Origin of the sequence: Luteibacter sp. 22Crub2.1 (genome assembly GCF_900167995.1) — a bacterium.
GTDB classification, from domain to species: domain Bacteria; phylum Pseudomonadota; class Gammaproteobacteria; order Xanthomonadales; family Rhodanobacteraceae; genus Luteibacter; species Luteibacter mycovicinus.
Genome location: NZ_FUYT01000004.1, coordinates 30,675 through 45,915, shown reverse-complemented (window position 1 = coordinate 45,915; position 15,241 = coordinate 30,675). Strand labels below are relative to the sequence as shown.

Sequence of the window (15,241 nt, the reverse complement as noted above, 5' to 3'; positions counted from 1 at the left end):
GGGCCATGACCGAAAACGACCTGGCTTTCCTCAACGACCGCCGTTCGGTGCCTTCGCGCCAGCTCGGCGAACCCGCCCCCGATGACGCCACGCTGCGCCGCCTCCTCGAGGCCGCGATCCGTGTGCCCGACCACGGCAAGCTCGAACCCTTCCGCATCCGCGTGCTGCGCGGCGAGGCCAAACTGGCCTTTGGCCGCAAGCTGGCTAAGCTGGCGGTCGAAGCCAATCCGGACCTGTCCGAATCCAAGCGCGAGAAAGAACAGCGCCGCTACGAATTCGCCCCGCTGGTCCTGGTCGTTTCCGCGAAGATCGACACCGACAGCAAGGTCCCCGAGCTGGAGCAGGACCTCACCGCCGGCTGCGTCGCCTATAACATCCTGCTCGGCGCGCAGGCGCTCGGCTACGGAGCGCAGTGGCTCAGCGGCTGGGCCGCCTACGACCGTGAAGTCGCGAAGCTGCTCGACATGAAGAAAAGCGAACACATCGTCGGCTTCATCCACATCGGCACGGCCGCCATCGACGCGCCGGAGCGCGATCGTCCGTCGTACGACGACATCGTGAGCGTGTGGTCGCCGTGAGCGACGACTCCCTCGTCCACCTGGTCGACGGCAGCCTCTATGTGTTCCGCGCATGGCACTCCATGCCCGACGAATTTCACGACCACGAAGGCGAGCCGGTCAACGCCGTGCACGGCTTCACGCGATTCCTCTGCGAGCTGCTCGAGCGCAGCCGTGCGGAGCACATCGCGGTGGCGTTCGACGCGTCGCTCACCACCTCGTTCCGCAACACGATCTATCCGGCGTACAAGGCCAACCGCGACCTGCCACCGCCCCATCTGGTCCGCCAGTTCGGGCTGTGCCGCGAGATTTCCGCGGCCCTTGGACTCACCGTGCTCAACGATCACCAGTACGAGGCCGACGATCTGATCGGCAGCGCGCTGTGGGGCCTGCGCTCGCATGGCTTCCGCGGCGTCATCGTTTCCGCCGACAAGGACTTCGGTCAGTTGCTCGGCGAGCACGACGAGCAATGGGATTTCGCGAAGAACGTGCGCTGGGGGCCTTCCGGCGTCTTTGACAAGCTCGGCGTGCATCCACACCAGGTCGCCGATTATCTGGCGCTGTGCGGTGACGCCGTCGACAACATCCCCGGCGTGCCTGGCATCGGCGCGAAGACCGCGGCCGCCCTGCTCGCCCACTTCGGTAGCCTGGACAACCTGCTCGATCGCATCGACGAGGTGCCGTACCTGCGCATCCGCGGCGCCGCGGCCTGTGCGGTCCGTCTGCGTGAACATGCGGAACAGGCGCTGCTGTGCCGTCGCCTCACCCGCATCGCGCTGGATATCGCCGTCGCCGAGACCGCCGATGCCCTGAGCCGCCGTCAGGGCGAGGCCGCGACGATCGACGAATTGTGCGAGCGCCTGCGCTTCGGACCGCTGACCCGGTCACGCCTGCGCGCCTTGATGTAATACGTCACCCAGTCGATATACCCTTGGTCGGATAATCCCTTATCCCTCCAAGGAACCCGCCATGCAGACCAGTCCGCTGCCCCATGCCTCGCCGATCCCCGATGACGCCAGTGCGCCGGAAGAGGTCCTGCACAAGGCGAAGTGGCTGACCCTGAAGAAGCGCGGCCGCTGGGAATACGCCGAACGTAACAATCCGGGTGGCGCGGTGATCATTCTCGCGGTGACGCCCGACGACAAGGTCGTCTTCGTCGAGCAGTACCGCGTGTCGATCCTGAAGAACACCATCGAGATGCCCGCCGGCCTCGTCGGCGATCTTGCCGGTGCCGAGGACGAGGACGTACTGCTGGCCGCTCGCCGCGAACTGGAAGAAGAAACCGGCTACGCCTGCGGCAGCATCGAGTTCGTGCATGAGGGCCCGTCGTCGGCCGGCATGAGCACGGAGATGATCGCCTTTGCGCGCGCCTGGGACCTGTCCAGGGTGGGCAAGGGCGGCGGTGACGAGACGGAAAACATCATCGTTCACGAAGTGCCACGTGCCGAAGCCGGCAAGTGGCTGTTCGACCGTGCAAAGGAAGGTTTCTCCATCGACGCGAAGCTGTTCGCAGGGCTCTGGTTCATCGAGCATCCCGAAGCGCACATGCGCTGACAGCTAGCGGCAAACCCACTCCGGCCGGGTGGCCGGAGTGGGTGACGATCAATTCGCCGCGGTCGGCTGGACGCTGACGTGCACGTTCTGGATCGACACCGAGCCGCCTTCCATCCACATCTCATGGCCTCCCGGGGTCGAGACCCGCTCCTCCGAGTGGATGTCGACATACAGGAAGTTGGGATCGAACCCGACGTTCTGACCCGGCACCGTGAAGCGGAACGTGCCGGCGGTATCGCCGCCGAACGTCGCCTTTTTCTCGCCAAGGTCCAGCCGGTGCCGCCCCTGGTCGTCGCCCAGCCAGAAATTCACTCGCAGCTTGCCGAGGGCGCCGCCCTCGACCTGCGTGAGACCTGCGTTGAACTGGACGGTGTAACTGACGTCGCCGCCGTAATACGTCGTACCGAGCGGCGTGAACCCACGGACCGTCATGGTCGGAGCGTGCCACGCCGGGCCTACGCCTCCGTCGATCTGCTCGCCAGGGTGGCCGAACGATTGCCACATCGAGGTCCGCTCGAATAAGCCGTGGTCGGTCCGCAGTCGGCAGGCTGCCTGAGCCATGGCATCGATCGAGCCGCGGCAACCGGGGAGATTTTCCAGTGACGGAGCCGCCAGCGTTTGACCGCTGAACAGCAGAGTCGCGATCGCCGCCGTGGCGACCCACCGCCGGTGAGAAGGGTGCTTGCGCATGACTTACATTCCTTTGTGAGTGATGAGGGGTAGTACGTACGCTGGCGCCAGGGCGAGGGAGGGGGATAGCTCAGGCGCCAGCCGACGGGATTGTCGGTCGATTGCCCAGGAAACTGTGGCCCGCTGACAGGCCTGACGGCGTAGACCGCAGCAACCTCGCGGCGACCGCCTACACGACCCCGCTGTATCACGTGCCGAGGCCGCCAGATGGCTGTCCGGCGGACAAATCCGTCCTGTCAATTCTTGTCCCCGCCCCCTTCCCGGCGTAGCCTTCCCTCTGCTCTGCCCGGCGCCGCCCATGTCTGTTCGTTTCGCCCATCTCCACCTGCACAGCGAGTACTCGCTGGTCGACTCGACCATCCGCATCAAGCAGCTGGTCGCCGCCTGCGCGCGGGCGGGTATGCCCGCCGTCGCGCTGACGGACGAGAACAACATGTTCGGGCTGGTGAAGTTCTACAAGCAGTGCACGGCGGCGGGCATCAAGCCGATCGGTGGCTGCGACATCTGGGTCTCAAGCCCCGATGATCCGCGCCCCTGGCGTCTCACGCTGATCTGCCAGGATCGCGACGGCTACCTCAATCTCTCCCGGCTGGTCTCACGCGCCTGGCGCGAAGGCCAGGGTACCGGCCGCGCGCTCGTCGACGCCGCCTGGATGCATCCCGAGAGCGTACGCGGCCTGATCGCCATCGCCGGTCGCGAGAGTGAAGTCGCACGCGTCGCGCTGACGGCGGGTCTTCCCGCCGCGACCCTGCGCCTCAGCTTCCTGCAGCGCCTGTTCCCCGACCGTCTTTACCTCGAACTGACCCGCACGGGCCGTGAGAACGAAGAAAACTGGGTGCGCGCCGCCATGGCGCTGGCAGGCGATCACGAACTGCCCGTGATCGCGAGCAACGACGTGCGCTTCCTGCTGCGCGAAGACTTCGATGCGCACGAGGCCCGCACCTGCATCAACCAGGGCCGCGTCCTCGCCGATCCGAAGCGTCCGAAGGATTACAGCGAAGAGCAGTACTTCAAGTCGCCCGAGGACATGGAGGCGTTGTTCGCCGACATTCCCGAGGCGCTGGAAAACACGGTCGAACTGGTCAAGCGCTGCAATCTTGTGCTCGAGTTCGGCACGTATTACCTGCCCAACTTCCCGGTCCCCGAAGGCCACACGCTCGACACCTTCATCCGCGATCTCGCGCAGAAGGGACTCGAAGAACGCCTCAGCCAGCATCCCATCGCCGCCGGCAAGACGCTGGAGGATTACCAGGCGCGCCTGGATCGCGAAGTCGACGTCATCATCCGGATGGGCTTCCCCGGCTACTTCCTGATCGTCGCGGACTTCATCGGCTGGGCGAAGGACAACGGCATTCCGGTGGGCCCGGGCCGAGGCTCGGGCGCGGGCTCGCTCGTGGCGTGGGTGCTGAAGATCACCGACCTGGATCCGCTGCAGTTCGAGTTGCTTTTCGAGCGCTTCCTCAACCCCGAACGCGTGTCGATGCCCGACTTCGACATCGACTTCTGCATGGATCGCCGCGACGAGGTGATCGACTACGTGGCGCGCAAGTACGGTCGCGATCACGTCAGTCAGATCATCACCTACGGCTCGATGGCGGCGAAGGCCGTGCTGCGCGACTCCGGTCGCGTGCTCGGCATGGGCTACGGTCAGGTCGACCGTCTCGCCAAACTCATTCCCAACCGTCCGCTCGACCTCACCCTCGGCGACGCACTCGGTCGTACGGAAAAAGCCAGGAAAGAACCCGATCGCATCGTCAAGGAATTCTGCGACGTCTACGATCAGGAAGAAGAGCCGCGCCAGCTGATCGACCTGGCGCTCAGCCTCGAAGGCCTCACCCGCAACGCCGGCAAGCACGCGGGCGGCGTGGTCATCGCGCCCACACCGCTGACCGACTTCGCCCCGCTGTACTGCGAAGCCAGCGGCGAAGGCGTCGTCACGCAGTACGACAAGGACGACGTCGAGGCGGTCGGCCTGGTGAAGTTCGACTTCCTCGGCCTGCGCACGCTCACGATCATCGACTGGGCGGTCAAGGCGATCAACAAGCGCCGGGCGAAGGAAGGCACGGACGCGCTGGTGATCGAATCGCTGCCGCTGGACGATATCAAGGTCTACGACCTGCTGAAGAAAGCGCAGACCGTCGCCGTCTTCCAGCTGGAGTCGCGCGGCATGCAGGGCATGCTGAAAGAGGCCCAGGCCGACCGTTTCGAAGACATCATCGCACTGGTGGCGCTGTACCGCCCCGGCCCGATGGATCTGATCCCCAGCTTCTGCGCGCGTAAGCATGGGCGCGAAGCGGTGGAGTACCCGGATCCGCGCGTCGAACCCATCCTGAAAGAGACCTACGGCATCATGGTCTATCAGGAGCAGGTGATGCAGATGGCGCAGATCGTGGGCGGTTACACGCTCGGCGGCGCCGACCTGCTCCGCCGTGCGATGGGTAAGAAAAAAGCCGAGGAAATGGTCAAGCACCGCGCGACCTTCCGCGAAGGTGCCGCCAAAGACGGGATCGTGGGCGACAAGGCCGATGCGATCTTCGACCTCATGGAGAAGTTCGCCGGCTACGGCTTCAATAAGTCGCACGCCGCCGCGTATGCGCTGGTGTCGTACCAGACCGCCTGGCTGAAGGCGCACTATCCCGCCGAATTCATGGCCGCGACGATTTCGTCGGACATGGACAACACCGAGAAGGCCGTCACCTTCCTCGAAGAAACGCGGGCGATCGGCATCAAGGTGCTGCCGCCCGACGTCAACGCGTCGGACTGGATGTTCGAAGCGGTGGAACCGCGCGTGGTGCGTTACGGCCTTGGCGCGATCAAGGGCGTCGGCCAGGGTATCTGCGAGGAAATCGTCGCCGAACGCAAGGCGAAGGGGCCGTTCCGCGGACTGGTCGACTTCTGCCAGCGCGTCGGCTCGAGCAAGCTCAACAAGCGCACCATGGAAGCGCTGGTCCAGTCCGGCGCGCTCGACGCGCTCGGCGAGAACCGCGCCACCCTGGTCAAGCACATTCCCGAAGCGATGCGCGCCGCCGACCAGGAAGCGAAGAACCGCGCTTCGGGACAGGTCGATATCTTCGGCAACGCGTTCGGTGAGGCGGAAGCCCCCAGCATCATCGAACTCTCCGGTTCAGTGCCGGAGTGGCCGCTCGAACAGCTGCTGCAGGGCGAGCACGACACGCTCGGCCATTACCTGTCCGGTCACCCCACCGACCCGTGGAAGGCCGAACTGGCGCAGCTGGGCAGCTGCCCCATCGGCGAGATTCCGCAGCGCTACCAGCCGCCCAAACCGCGCCGTAACGACGACGACGAAAACGCCAACCGCTTCCGTCGCGGCCCGGATACGCCGTGGACCGTGGCCGGCATGGTGGTGGGCATGCGCAAGCGTGGCGACAGCGATGCGTTCGTCCAGATCGAGGACGCGACGGGCGTGCTCGAGACCAGCTTTTTTCGTGACGTGTTCACCGACGCCGCCCCCCTGCTCACGCGCGGAAGCATGATCGTGGTCGAAGGGGGCCTGCGTATCGACGACTTCGCCGGCGGCTATCAGCTGCGTGCCCGCAAGGCCTACGCGCTGTCCGATGCCATGGAGCACTTCGGCCGCCTGCTCACGCTGAAACTCAACGGCGTCGGTCCGGACTTCCCGCAGCACCTGCGTCAGGCCCTGATGGGTTATCGCGGGGGACGTACCCCACTGATGCTGGCCGGCTACCGCAACGCGGAAGGCCAGGCCAGCCTGGAGCTGGGCGATCAGTGGCGCGTGCGCGCCCTCCCCGACCTCGTGCGCACCTTGCGCACGATCCCCGGTGTTCTGGGGACCGAGCTGCGCATGGTACGGCCGGCCGACTGAGCGCCGGCCGCTCCTGCCGGCCGGGCGATACGCCGCCTATTCGGACGCCGACAGCTGGACGGGAATCTGGCCGGGGTAGGAACGGACGACGACGACATCGTCCGCCTTGATCGCACCGACGCCGTCGACTTTCTGGATCCTCACGCCGATATGCCGGACATGCGAGCCTGCCGGGACGAGGACGCTGTCGACAAGTTCGCCCGAGGGCCAGCCCCCCGAGTTCAACTCGCCCTTGATGGCCTGTGTCTTATGCGCCGCGTTCCACTTCTTGTCGCCGTCGTCGAACGCGGTGGCTATGAGGACCGTGGCACCGCCCTGCTCGGCACCGACATGCGCGTGGACGGTGTAGACGAAATCGTCGGCGTCGGCGGGCGGGAGGGCGACCCACTGGGTCACACTGTCTTCCGGCTCCGCCAGGCGCACCGTCCGATAACGGTTATTCGCCGTGTCGTAGAGCGCCAGCGACGCGTTGTACCTGTCGGCGCCCGGTCCTTCGAAGACCCAGGGCGCCAGGTGACCGGCCATCGCGTGGCGCTTCGTGTTGAACCCGAACCACTGGTACTCGCCATGCCAGAAGGCGTCGTTTACGCCTTCAAAGTCACCGTTTGGCACGGTGAGCCGGCAGATCTGGCCTTCCGCGGCGATGTCGCACTCGGGCATGCGATGGATCGCGTAGGGGCCGGGGATCTCGGCGAACGCCACGTTCGCCCCGGAGACGCTGGCGACCAGGCCGACCATCAGAAGCGAGAAGCGGCGGCGTTTTGCGATACGGTGAATTGCACCGGGCATGATGATTCCTTTCGTCAGAAGAGGTGATCCTCCCGTCGACGCGAAGGTCGAGGCAGGGCCGCGGGCAGCCGTGCCCGCCGACGCATTCAATCAAAGATCACACGCCCGGGGGGGGCCGTCTGACGCGTGCGCCCGTTGTACCTACATGAATTTCGGGCAATTCTTACGTCCGGGGCCGACCGTACCCTCGCGCACACGTCCCAGGGCGCCACTGGGTATAATCAGCGGTCTTGTCCGGATGCTTCGTATTCATGAATCCCAACTTCCTCGATTTCGAACAACCCATTGCCGAGCTGGAAGCGAAGATCGAAGAGCTTCGTCATGCCAGCAGTGGGCAGGCTTTCAACATCGACGAGGAAGTGGGCCGTCTGCGTGAAAAGCTGAAGATCAAGACCAACGAGATCTTCCGCAATCTCACCCCGTGGCAGATCAGCCAGGTATCGCGCCATCCGGCACGTCCGTACACCCTCGATTACATCCAGGCGATGTGCGAGGAATTCCACGAGCTCAAGGGCGACCGCATGTTCGCGGACGACCAGGCCATCGTGGGCGGCCTTGCCCGTATCAGTGGCCGCTCGGTCATGGTGGTCGGTCACCAGAAGGGCCGCGACACCAAGTCCAAGGTGAAGCGCAACTTCGGCATGCCGCGCCCCGAGGGTTATCGCAAGGCGCTGCGGCTGTTCAAGATGGCGGAGCAGTTCAGGATCCCGGTCTTCACCTTCATCGATACGGCCGGCGCGTGGCCGGGCATCAATGCGGAAGAACGCGGTCAGTCCGAAGCCATCGCCCGCAATCTGCTCGAAATGGCCGAGCTGCGCGTGCCGATCATCTGCACCGTAACCGGCGAAGGCGGCTCCGGCGGCGCGCTGGCCATTGGCGTAGGCGACCGCACGCTGATGCTGCAGTACTCGACGTACTCGGTCATCACGCCCGAAGGTTGCGCGTCCATTCTCTGGAAGAGCGCCGACAAGGCCAAGGATGCCGCCGAGGTCATGGGCCTCACCGCGCCGCGCCTGCTCGAGAACGGCCTGATCGACAAGATCGTCCGCGAGCCCCTGGGCGGTGCGCATCGCAGCCCGCAGTCGATGGCGGTGCGTCTCAAGGCCGTGCTGCTCAACGAGCTGGACGCCCTCGAAGCGCAGCCGGTCGAAGCCCTGCTCGAAAACCGCTACAAGCGCCTGCGCGGCTACGGCGCCTTCACCGAGGGCTGATCGTCCCGGCATTGCGGTTACCATCGGCGCATATCCCCAGCGGACATGCGCCATGGCCGACGCTCTCGTCAAACTCGCCGTCCTGATCGACGCCGACAACGCCCGCCCCGCCATCGTCGATGGCCTGCTCGCCGAAGTGGCGAAGTACGGCACCGCGCACGTGAAGCGCATCTACGGCGACTGGACCGGCCCCAACCTCAACGGATGGAAGGCCGCCCTGCTCGATCATTCGATCCAGCCGATCCAGCAGTTCGCCTATACGTCCGGCAAGAACGCGACGGACTCCGCGATGATCATCGACGCGATGGACCTGCTGTACTCCGAACGCTTCGATGGCTTCTGCATCGTTTCCAGCGACAGTGACTTCACGCGGCTGGCGTCGCGCATTCGCGAGGCGGGGCTGATCGTTTATGGCTTCGGCGAACTGAAGACACCCAAACCGTTCGTCTCCGCGTGCGACAAGTTCATCTACACCGAGGTGCTGGTGGGCGCCAGCGAAAACGAGGGCGATGAAGCGCCCGCACCGAAGTCCGCCAGCGAACTGCGCGGCGATACCAAGCTCGTCAATCGCCTGCGCAACGCGGTGGAAGCCGCCTCCGATGAAAATGGCTGGGCCGCGCTCGGCGGCATCGGCAGCATCCTCAGCAAGCGCTCACCCGACTTCGATTCACGCAATTACGGCTACGCCAAACTGAGCGGCCTGATCAACGGCATCGGCCTGTTCGACGTGGACGAGCGTCAGTTCGGCAACGCCAAACACCTTTACGTGCGCATGCGAAGCAAGGGCAAATGAGTCGTTCCCTGACCGATCACGTGGCGAGCGCTCTTAGTGACGCGCCCAGGGCTGCGCTCGTCGTCGCGTTCAGTGGCGGGCCGGACTCGAGCGCCCTCCTGCACGCCCTGGCGACCCATTCGCCACGCCCGCCGTTGCGTGCGCTGCACGTGGATCACGGGTTGCATGCCGAAAGCGGCGCGTGGGCTTCCCACTGCCGACGATTCTGCGACGGTCTGGAAATACCTCTCGAGGTAGCCCGTGTCTCCGTGGATCTCAGTCGCGGCGAAGGGGTCGAATCCGCCGCGCGACGTGCGCGGCACGCCGCCTTCGCTGCATCGCTGCGTCCCGGCGAGCGCATGGTGCTGGCACATCATCGGGACGACCAGGTCGAGACCGTGCTGCTGAAACTTCTGCGTGGCGCGGGGCCCGACGGCCTGGGCGGCATGCGTCCGCTGCGTCCGTCAGGCGCGGGGATGCTCTGGCGGCCCCTCCTCGACCTGCCGCGCGACGCGCTGCTCGAGCATGTCGCCACGCATGCCCTGTCGACGATTCACGACCCGTCCAACGACGACCCGTCGATCGCCCGTGGCTACCTGCGCGGCAGCGTGCTTCCCGTGCTTCTCGAACGTTGGCCTCAGGCTGGCACCAGCATCGCGCACAGCGCGCGGCTATGCATGGAAGCGGCCGACAGCCTGCGCGATGCCTGGATGGATGCACTGGAAACCGTGCGCCGCCCCGAGGGAACGCTGGACGCCGAAGGCTGGCTCGCGCTTCAGCCGGCGTGGCGGACGCCGCTGCTCGAGCACTGGCTGCACACGCAGGGCCTGTCCGCCCCCACGACCGGACAGCGACTGCAACTGGAACGTCAGGCCTGCGAAGGTGGCGCCGAAAAGCTTCCGCTGGTCGGCTGGCTGGATACCGAGGTGCGTGTCTGGCGCGGCCGCCTGTGGGCCATGCGGCGACTGCCCCCGTTCGATACCGAATGGTCCTCGACGTGGTCCGGTGAGCCGCTGGCGCTGCCCGGTGGAGGCACGCTCACCCTGGGCTCCGCGCGACTACGGGAGCCGCTACAGGTGCGCTATCGCTCCGGCGGCGAAACCTTGCGTCCCGACGGGGACCGTCACACCCGCGAACTGCGTGACCTGTTCCAGCAGGGCGCGGTGCCGCCATGGCGCCGTCCGCGCATGCCTCTCCTGTGGTCAGGCAAGGAACTGGTCGCCGTCGGATCACGCTGGATGAGCGAACGCGGCCGACGGTTGTTCCAGGAAGCGGGTGGCGTCCTCACGTGGGATGAGGACGCCTGATTCGTCGCCCGATTGATCAAAACGCCTATGTGAGCTAGTTTTGCGGCCATGCCGAAGTCGTCCGCCCCTGTCGCCGCCACTCCCTCGATCGCCGAGTTCGAGCATTCGCTCGACGAACTCGAGCAACTCGTCACACGGATGGAAGGCGGCGAACTCAGTCTCGACGAGTCCCTCAAGTCCTTCGAGCGCGGCATCGGCCTCTATCGCCACTGCCAGACGGCGCTGGAGCAGGCCGAACTGCGCGTGCGACTCCTGCTCGATCCCGAAGCCCCCGAAACCGCCGAAGCCTTTGACTCCCGCACCGACTGACCTGCCCGCGCCGCTCAAGGCGCTGGTCGGCCGTGCAGACGACGCGCTCGCGCGCGCGCTGCCCGCCGAGGACCTCGCCCCCACCGAACTCCATCGCGCCATGCGCTACGCGGTGCTGGGCGGTGGCAAGCGTCTGCGCCCCCTGCTCGTCTACGCGGCGGGCCATGCCCTCGGTTGCGACGGCGGGATCCTCGACGCGCCCGCGAGTGCCGTGGAGATCATCCACGCGTATTCGCTCGTGCACGACGACCTGCCGGCCATGGACGACGACGACCTGCGTCGCGGCCGCCCGACCTGCCACATCGTCTTCGGCGAGGCCATGGCGATCCTCGCCGGGGATGCGCTGCAGGCGCTTGCGTTCGAGATTCTGGCCACGCCGTTCGGTTCCGAGGACGACGCCATGTCACGGATCGCCATGCTGCGCACCCTCGGCGCGGCCTGCGGTGCCGAAGGTATGGCCGGCGGCCAGGCCTTCGATCTTTCGGCGGTGGGTACCCGGCTGTCGCTCGATGAGCTCGAGCGCATGCACGCCTACAAGACCGGCGCCCTGATCCGCGCCTCGGTTCGCCTCGGCGCCCTCGCGGCCGGGTGCCGGGACGACGCCTTGCTGCAACGACTGGACCGTTACGGCCATGCCGTCGGACTGGCGTTTCAGGTCCGCGACGACATCCTCGATATCGAGGGCGAATCCGCCGTCATCGGCAAGACCGCCGGCAAGGACGCGGCAGCCGACAAGCCGACGTTCCCGTCGATCATCGGCCTCGATGCCTCGAAGGCGCACCTGACCGCCCTGGTCGACGATGCCCTCGACGCCATCGCCCCGCTCGGTCCTCGTGCCGAATGGCTGGCGGACCTCGCCCGCTATTCCGCCAACCGCGGCCACTAACCGCCCACGGCGCGAGGCAACGCGACGGTGAGGGCCTGCCCTGCCGCCGAACGAAAAAAACCCGCCTGAGCGGGTTTTTTTCTTTCCGTCACAACGGTTCGAATCAGCTCACCAGCCGCAAGGCGAACGGATACCGATACGTTCCCGTCTGACTCACCTTTATCGCGGCGAGGATGCAGAAGACGATGTTGACGATCCACAGAACCAGATGCAGGAAGGCACCGATGAGGATCACCGTGAGAATCCAGCAGATCACGTAACCGATAAGCACGGTCAACTGAAAGTTCAGCGCTTCCTTGGCCTCGGCCACCAGGTAGCCCTTGTCCGCCTTGTCCTTGTTGATCAGCCAGACGACCAGCGGCACGATGATGCTGAGGATCAGCCCGGACAGATGCGTGAGCATCGCCAGGTTCTTGTCGTCGTTGGTGTGCGCGGAGGCGGGCGGCACCGGTTCGTACGGCGGGGCGCCATACGGGGGCGGCGACGGCGGCGGAGGTGTCGGCGGCGGCGGTGTCGGCGGGATGTGGTCGGACGGCGTACTCATGGCGCTGCTCCGTAAGATGTCGCGCCCACTGTCGGAGAGCGCCGTGAGCCTGTCAAGCAGACTTCCGGCAGGGTCGGGCCGTCCGTCACGACGGCCCGGACCCGCTCATTCGCCGGCGATGGTCATCTTCTCGATGAGCCAGGACCCGGTCAGCACGTGCGAGCGCCGGTCCACGTCGGCACCGACCGCCGCCAGGCCGGCGTACATGTCACGCAGATTCGCCGCGATGGTGATCTCTTCGACCGGGTAGGCGATTTCGCCGTTTTCCACCCAGAAACCCGACGCGCCGCGGGAATAATCACCCGTCACGATAGACACACCCTGCCCCATCACCTCGGTGACGAGCAGGCCGGTACCGAGCTGGCGCAGCATGCCGGCGAAGTCGTCGTCGCCCGTCTTCACGACCAGGTTGTGCACGCCACCAGCGTTGCCGGTGGACTGCAGACCCAGCTTGCGTGCCGAATAGCTGCCGAGGATGTAACGCTGCAACACGCCATCCACGACCAGCGGCGACTCGACCGTGGCGACGCCTTCGGCATCGAAAACGGACGAGCCCAGACCGCGAGGAATGAGCGGTTTCTCATCGAGCCGGAACCACGACGGCAGGATCTGCTTACCCGCGTGGTCGACAAGAAAGCTCGACCGGCGGTAGAGCGATCCGCCGCTGATCGCGCCGAGCAGGTGCCCGAGCAGGCCGCGGGCGACTTCCGGTGCGAACAGCACCGGCGACTGGCGTGTACCGAGGCGACGCGCATTCAGGCGCGACAGCGTGCGCTCGGCGGCCTTGCGACCGATCTCGGCGGGGTCCATGAAGTCCTGCGCGCGGCGGCCACTGTCGTACCAGTAGTCGCGCTGCATGGCGTCGTCCTCGCCCGCAATAAGCGCGACGGACAGCGAATGGCGCGTGCCTCGCTCGCGGCCGAGGAAGCCATGCGAGTTGGCGTAGACCGACAGGCTCCGGCCCGTGTTGACGCTGGAACCGTCGGAATTGGTGATGCCCGCCACCTCGCGACCGCCGTCCTCGATGGCCTGGCCCAGCGCGATGGCCTGGTCCACGTCGAGGTCCCACGGATGCCAGAGGTCCAGGTCGGGGAAGCTCGTGGCCATACGGTCGGCGTCGGCCAGACCGGCCGCCGGGTCTTCCTCGGTGAACCGGGCGATGGCGCAGGCCTGCTCGATCGTGGCCTGGATCGAGTCCGGATTGAGGTCCGCCGTACTCGCGGAGCCCTTGCGCTGGCCGAAGTACACGGTCAGCGAGAAGCCGCGATCACGGGTGTGCTCGACGGTCTCGACCTCGCCCAGACGGACGTTGACGCTGAGTCCCGTGTCGATGCTGGCGGAGACCTCCGCCTGGCTGGCGCCGGCCGCGCGGGCCCGGCGGATGGTGTCCTCGGCGAGGGTGGCGAGGCGGTCGAGGTCCTGCTGGCTGCTGTCGGCGGTGGAAACGAGGCTCACTTAGGGCTTCCCGGAGGGCTGGGTTAGAATGACGGGCCGCACGCGGCCAACCCATCGGATATGGGGCCGCGTGACCCGATCAAAAGCAACGCAGCGCACCGTCCATGGTGCCATGGAACCGTTATGAGCATCCGTGTCGGCTACTACCGCCACTTCAAGGGCATGCCCTATCGCGTACTGGGCACCGCCCGGCACAGCGAGACGATGGAAGAACTCGTCGTCTATCAGGCCCTCTATGGCGAACACGGCCTCTGGGTACGCCCGGCCAGCATGTTCGCCGAGACCGTCCAGCACGACGGCAACACCGTACCGCGCTTCGCCTTCGAGCGTGACGCCACCGATCCGCTCGCCATTCAGGAGACCCAGGCATGAGGCCGCATGACGACCGTCCGCGCACGGACGAGGAAGAAGAAGACTTCGGCCCCAGCCGCAGCGAACTGCGCCGCAACGCGCTCGATATGCTGAAGCTTGCCGGCCAGCTGATGGACCTGCCGCCCAGCCGCATCCCCAAGCTGAAGCTGCCCGATGACATCGTCGACGAGATCGGCCGCACCCGGAAAATCACGGCGCACATCGCCCGCAAGCGTCAGCTCGCCTACCTGGCCAAGCAGATGCGCCGCCATGGCGACGCCGCCTTCGTCGACGCCCGCGCCGCGCTCGGTGAAGACCGTGATCGCCAGCGTCAGGAAGCCGCGCACATGCATCGCCTGGAGGCCGCACGCGAAAAGCTGCTGACCGGTGGTGACGAAGCGCTCGGCGAGCTGTTCGACAAGTACCCAGATCTCGATCGCCAGCACGTACGATCGATCGTGCGTCAGGCACGCGTCGAGCGCGACGCGAACAAGCCGCTGCATGCGTTCCGCGAGATTTATCGGTTGTTGAAAGAGCTGGAAGCTTCGCAGGCGGACGACGCTGCGGAATGAAGATGAGCCCGGCCGATGCCGGGCTTTTTCTTTGAGGTGTTCGTGTGTTGGTTTCATGCATGACGGCATGGATCGCGCCCTGACTTTGGGGCAATTCCGAAAAATGCGGCTGATTTCGGGGGCTGCGGTAATCCCGTGTCGCGAGCAGGCTCGCTCCTACAACAGCGGTAGCGGGTGCGCGGTGGCGGGCGGTGGCGGGCGGGCGGTGGCAGGCGGACGGCAGCGGGTGAGCAAGCGGTCGCTTTCAGCTCGGTATACCTCACCGACCGGAGGTGACGTCGGTTGCCGTTCCTGGAGCGCTTCCGCACGAAGGCGAAGGCCGTAGGAGGACTTAGCGACAGGAATGGCAGCCGGCGGCGCCCTCCCTCAGTGCGAACGCTCCGAAACGAATCGCGATGGC

Annotated in this window: 15 protein-coding genes; 11 read left to right on the top strand and 4 right to left on the bottom strand. The window is 66.0% G+C overall.

The genetic code is table 11. The annotated features are described in order from the left end of the window. The first annotated feature begins 5 nt into the window (after window positions 1–5). The 3 genes from B5X73_RS04700 (at window position 6) to B5X73_RS04690 (ending at window position 2,111) form a co-directional block, all read left to right on the top strand. Window positions 6–578 carry a nitroreductase family protein gene (locus tag B5X73_RS04700; RefSeq protein WP_079520769.1) on the top strand — a complete coding sequence of 191 codons (573 nt, stop codon included), beginning with the start codon at window positions 6–8 and terminating at the stop codon, window positions 576–578. Further along, window positions 575–1,465, top strand: a complete 891-nt coding sequence (locus B5X73_RS04695; protein WP_255364055.1) for a 5'-3' exonuclease — start codon at window positions 575–577, stop codon at window positions 1,463–1,465. The genes B5X73_RS04700 and B5X73_RS04695 overlap by 4 nt, the downstream gene beginning before the upstream one ends. A 61-nt stretch (window positions 1,466–1,526) precedes the next feature. After that, on the top strand, window positions 1,527–2,111 hold the full coding sequence (locus tag B5X73_RS04690) for an NUDIX hydrolase (RefSeq protein WP_036115229.1): 585 nt from the start codon (window positions 1,527–1,529) through the stop codon (window positions 2,109–2,111). A gap of 48 nt (window positions 2,112–2,159) precedes the next feature. Here the strand turns inward: B5X73_RS04690 and B5X73_RS04685 are convergent, their stop codons facing one another. Beyond that, on the bottom strand, window positions 2,160–2,801 hold the full coding sequence (locus B5X73_RS04685; RefSeq protein ID WP_079520767.1) for a hypothetical protein: 642 nt from the start codon (window positions 2,799–2,801) through the stop codon (window positions 2,160–2,162). A 298-nt stretch (window positions 2,802–3,099) separates the two neighbouring features. Here B5X73_RS04685 and dnaE point away from each other — a divergent pair, with 298 nt between their 5' ends. After that, on the top strand, window positions 3,100–6,645 hold the full coding sequence (dnaE, locus tag B5X73_RS04680; RefSeq protein WP_079520766.1) for a DNA polymerase III subunit alpha: 3,546 nt from the start codon (window positions 3,100–3,102) through the stop codon (window positions 6,643–6,645). A 36-nt stretch (window positions 6,646–6,681) separates the two neighbouring features. Here the strand turns inward: dnaE and B5X73_RS04675 are convergent, their stop codons facing one another. Next, window positions 6,682–7,434, bottom strand: a complete 753-nt coding sequence (locus B5X73_RS04675) for a hypothetical protein (protein ID WP_079520765.1) — start codon at window positions 7,432–7,434, stop codon at window positions 6,682–6,684. A gap of 251 nt (window positions 7,435–7,685) precedes the next feature. Here B5X73_RS04675 and B5X73_RS04670 point away from each other — a divergent pair, with 251 nt between their 5' ends. Genes B5X73_RS04670 through ispA form a run of 5 tightly spaced genes read left to right on the top strand, consistent with a single transcriptional unit; the run spans window position 7,686 to window position 11,919 of the window. Beyond that, window positions 7,686–8,645 carry an acetyl-CoA carboxylase carboxyltransferase subunit alpha gene (locus B5X73_RS04670; protein ID WP_079520764.1) on the top strand — a complete coding sequence of 320 codons (960 nt, stop codon included), beginning with the start codon at window positions 7,686–7,688 and terminating at the stop codon, window positions 8,643–8,645. A gap of 52 nt (window positions 8,646–8,697) precedes the next feature. Continuing rightward, the gene (locus B5X73_RS04665; RefSeq protein ID WP_079520763.1) at window positions 8,698–9,438 is read left to right on the top strand and encodes an NYN domain-containing protein; all 741 of its coding nucleotides are present in this window, start codon (window positions 8,698–8,700) and stop codon (window positions 9,436–9,438) included. Next, window positions 9,435–10,724, top strand: coding sequence for a tRNA lysidine(34) synthetase TilS (gene tilS / locus B5X73_RS04660; RefSeq protein ID WP_079520762.1), 1,290 nt, complete (start codon window positions 9,435–9,437; stop codon window positions 10,722–10,724). Before B5X73_RS04665 ends, tilS begins: the two co-directional genes overlap by 4 nt. A gap of 48 nt (window positions 10,725–10,772) precedes the next feature. Beyond that, window positions 10,773–11,033 carry an exodeoxyribonuclease VII small subunit gene (locus tag B5X73_RS04655; protein WP_036115247.1) on the top strand — a complete coding sequence of 87 codons (261 nt, stop codon included), beginning with the start codon at window positions 10,773–10,775 and terminating at the stop codon, window positions 11,031–11,033. Between the two features lies 1 nt (window position 11,034). Beyond that, complete coding sequence (ispA, locus tag B5X73_RS04650) at window positions 11,035–11,919, top strand: (2E,6E)-farnesyl diphosphate synthase (RefSeq protein WP_139382664.1); 885 nt, start codon at window positions 11,035–11,037, stop codon at window positions 11,917–11,919. A gap of 103 nt (window positions 11,920–12,022) precedes the next feature. Here the strand turns inward: ispA and B5X73_RS04645 are convergent, their stop codons facing one another. Beyond that, on the bottom strand, window positions 12,023–12,463 hold the full coding sequence (locus B5X73_RS04645) for a DUF4870 domain-containing protein (RefSeq protein ID WP_079520761.1): 441 nt from the start codon (window positions 12,461–12,463) through the stop codon (window positions 12,023–12,025). Window positions 12,464–12,568: 105 nt separating this feature from the next. Then, window positions 12,569–13,918 carry a metalloprotease PmbA gene (pmbA, locus tag B5X73_RS04640; RefSeq protein WP_079520760.1) on the bottom strand — a complete coding sequence of 450 codons (1,350 nt, stop codon included), beginning with the start codon at window positions 13,916–13,918 and terminating at the stop codon, window positions 12,569–12,571. Window positions 13,919–14,041: 123 nt separating this feature from the next. Here pmbA and B5X73_RS04635 point away from each other — a divergent pair, with 123 nt between their 5' ends. Next, window positions 14,042–14,290: a DUF1653 domain-containing protein gene (locus B5X73_RS04635; RefSeq protein WP_036115254.1), complete on the top strand. Its 249-nt coding sequence runs from the start codon at window positions 14,042–14,044 to the stop codon at window positions 14,288–14,290. Continuing rightward, entirely contained in the window at window positions 14,287–14,841 is a 555-nt protein-coding gene (gene yjgA, locus B5X73_RS04630) for a ribosome biogenesis factor YjgA (RefSeq protein WP_043692717.1), read from the top strand. The genes B5X73_RS04635 and yjgA overlap by 4 nt, the downstream gene beginning before the upstream one ends. Window positions 14,842–15,241 lie beyond the last annotated feature (400 nt).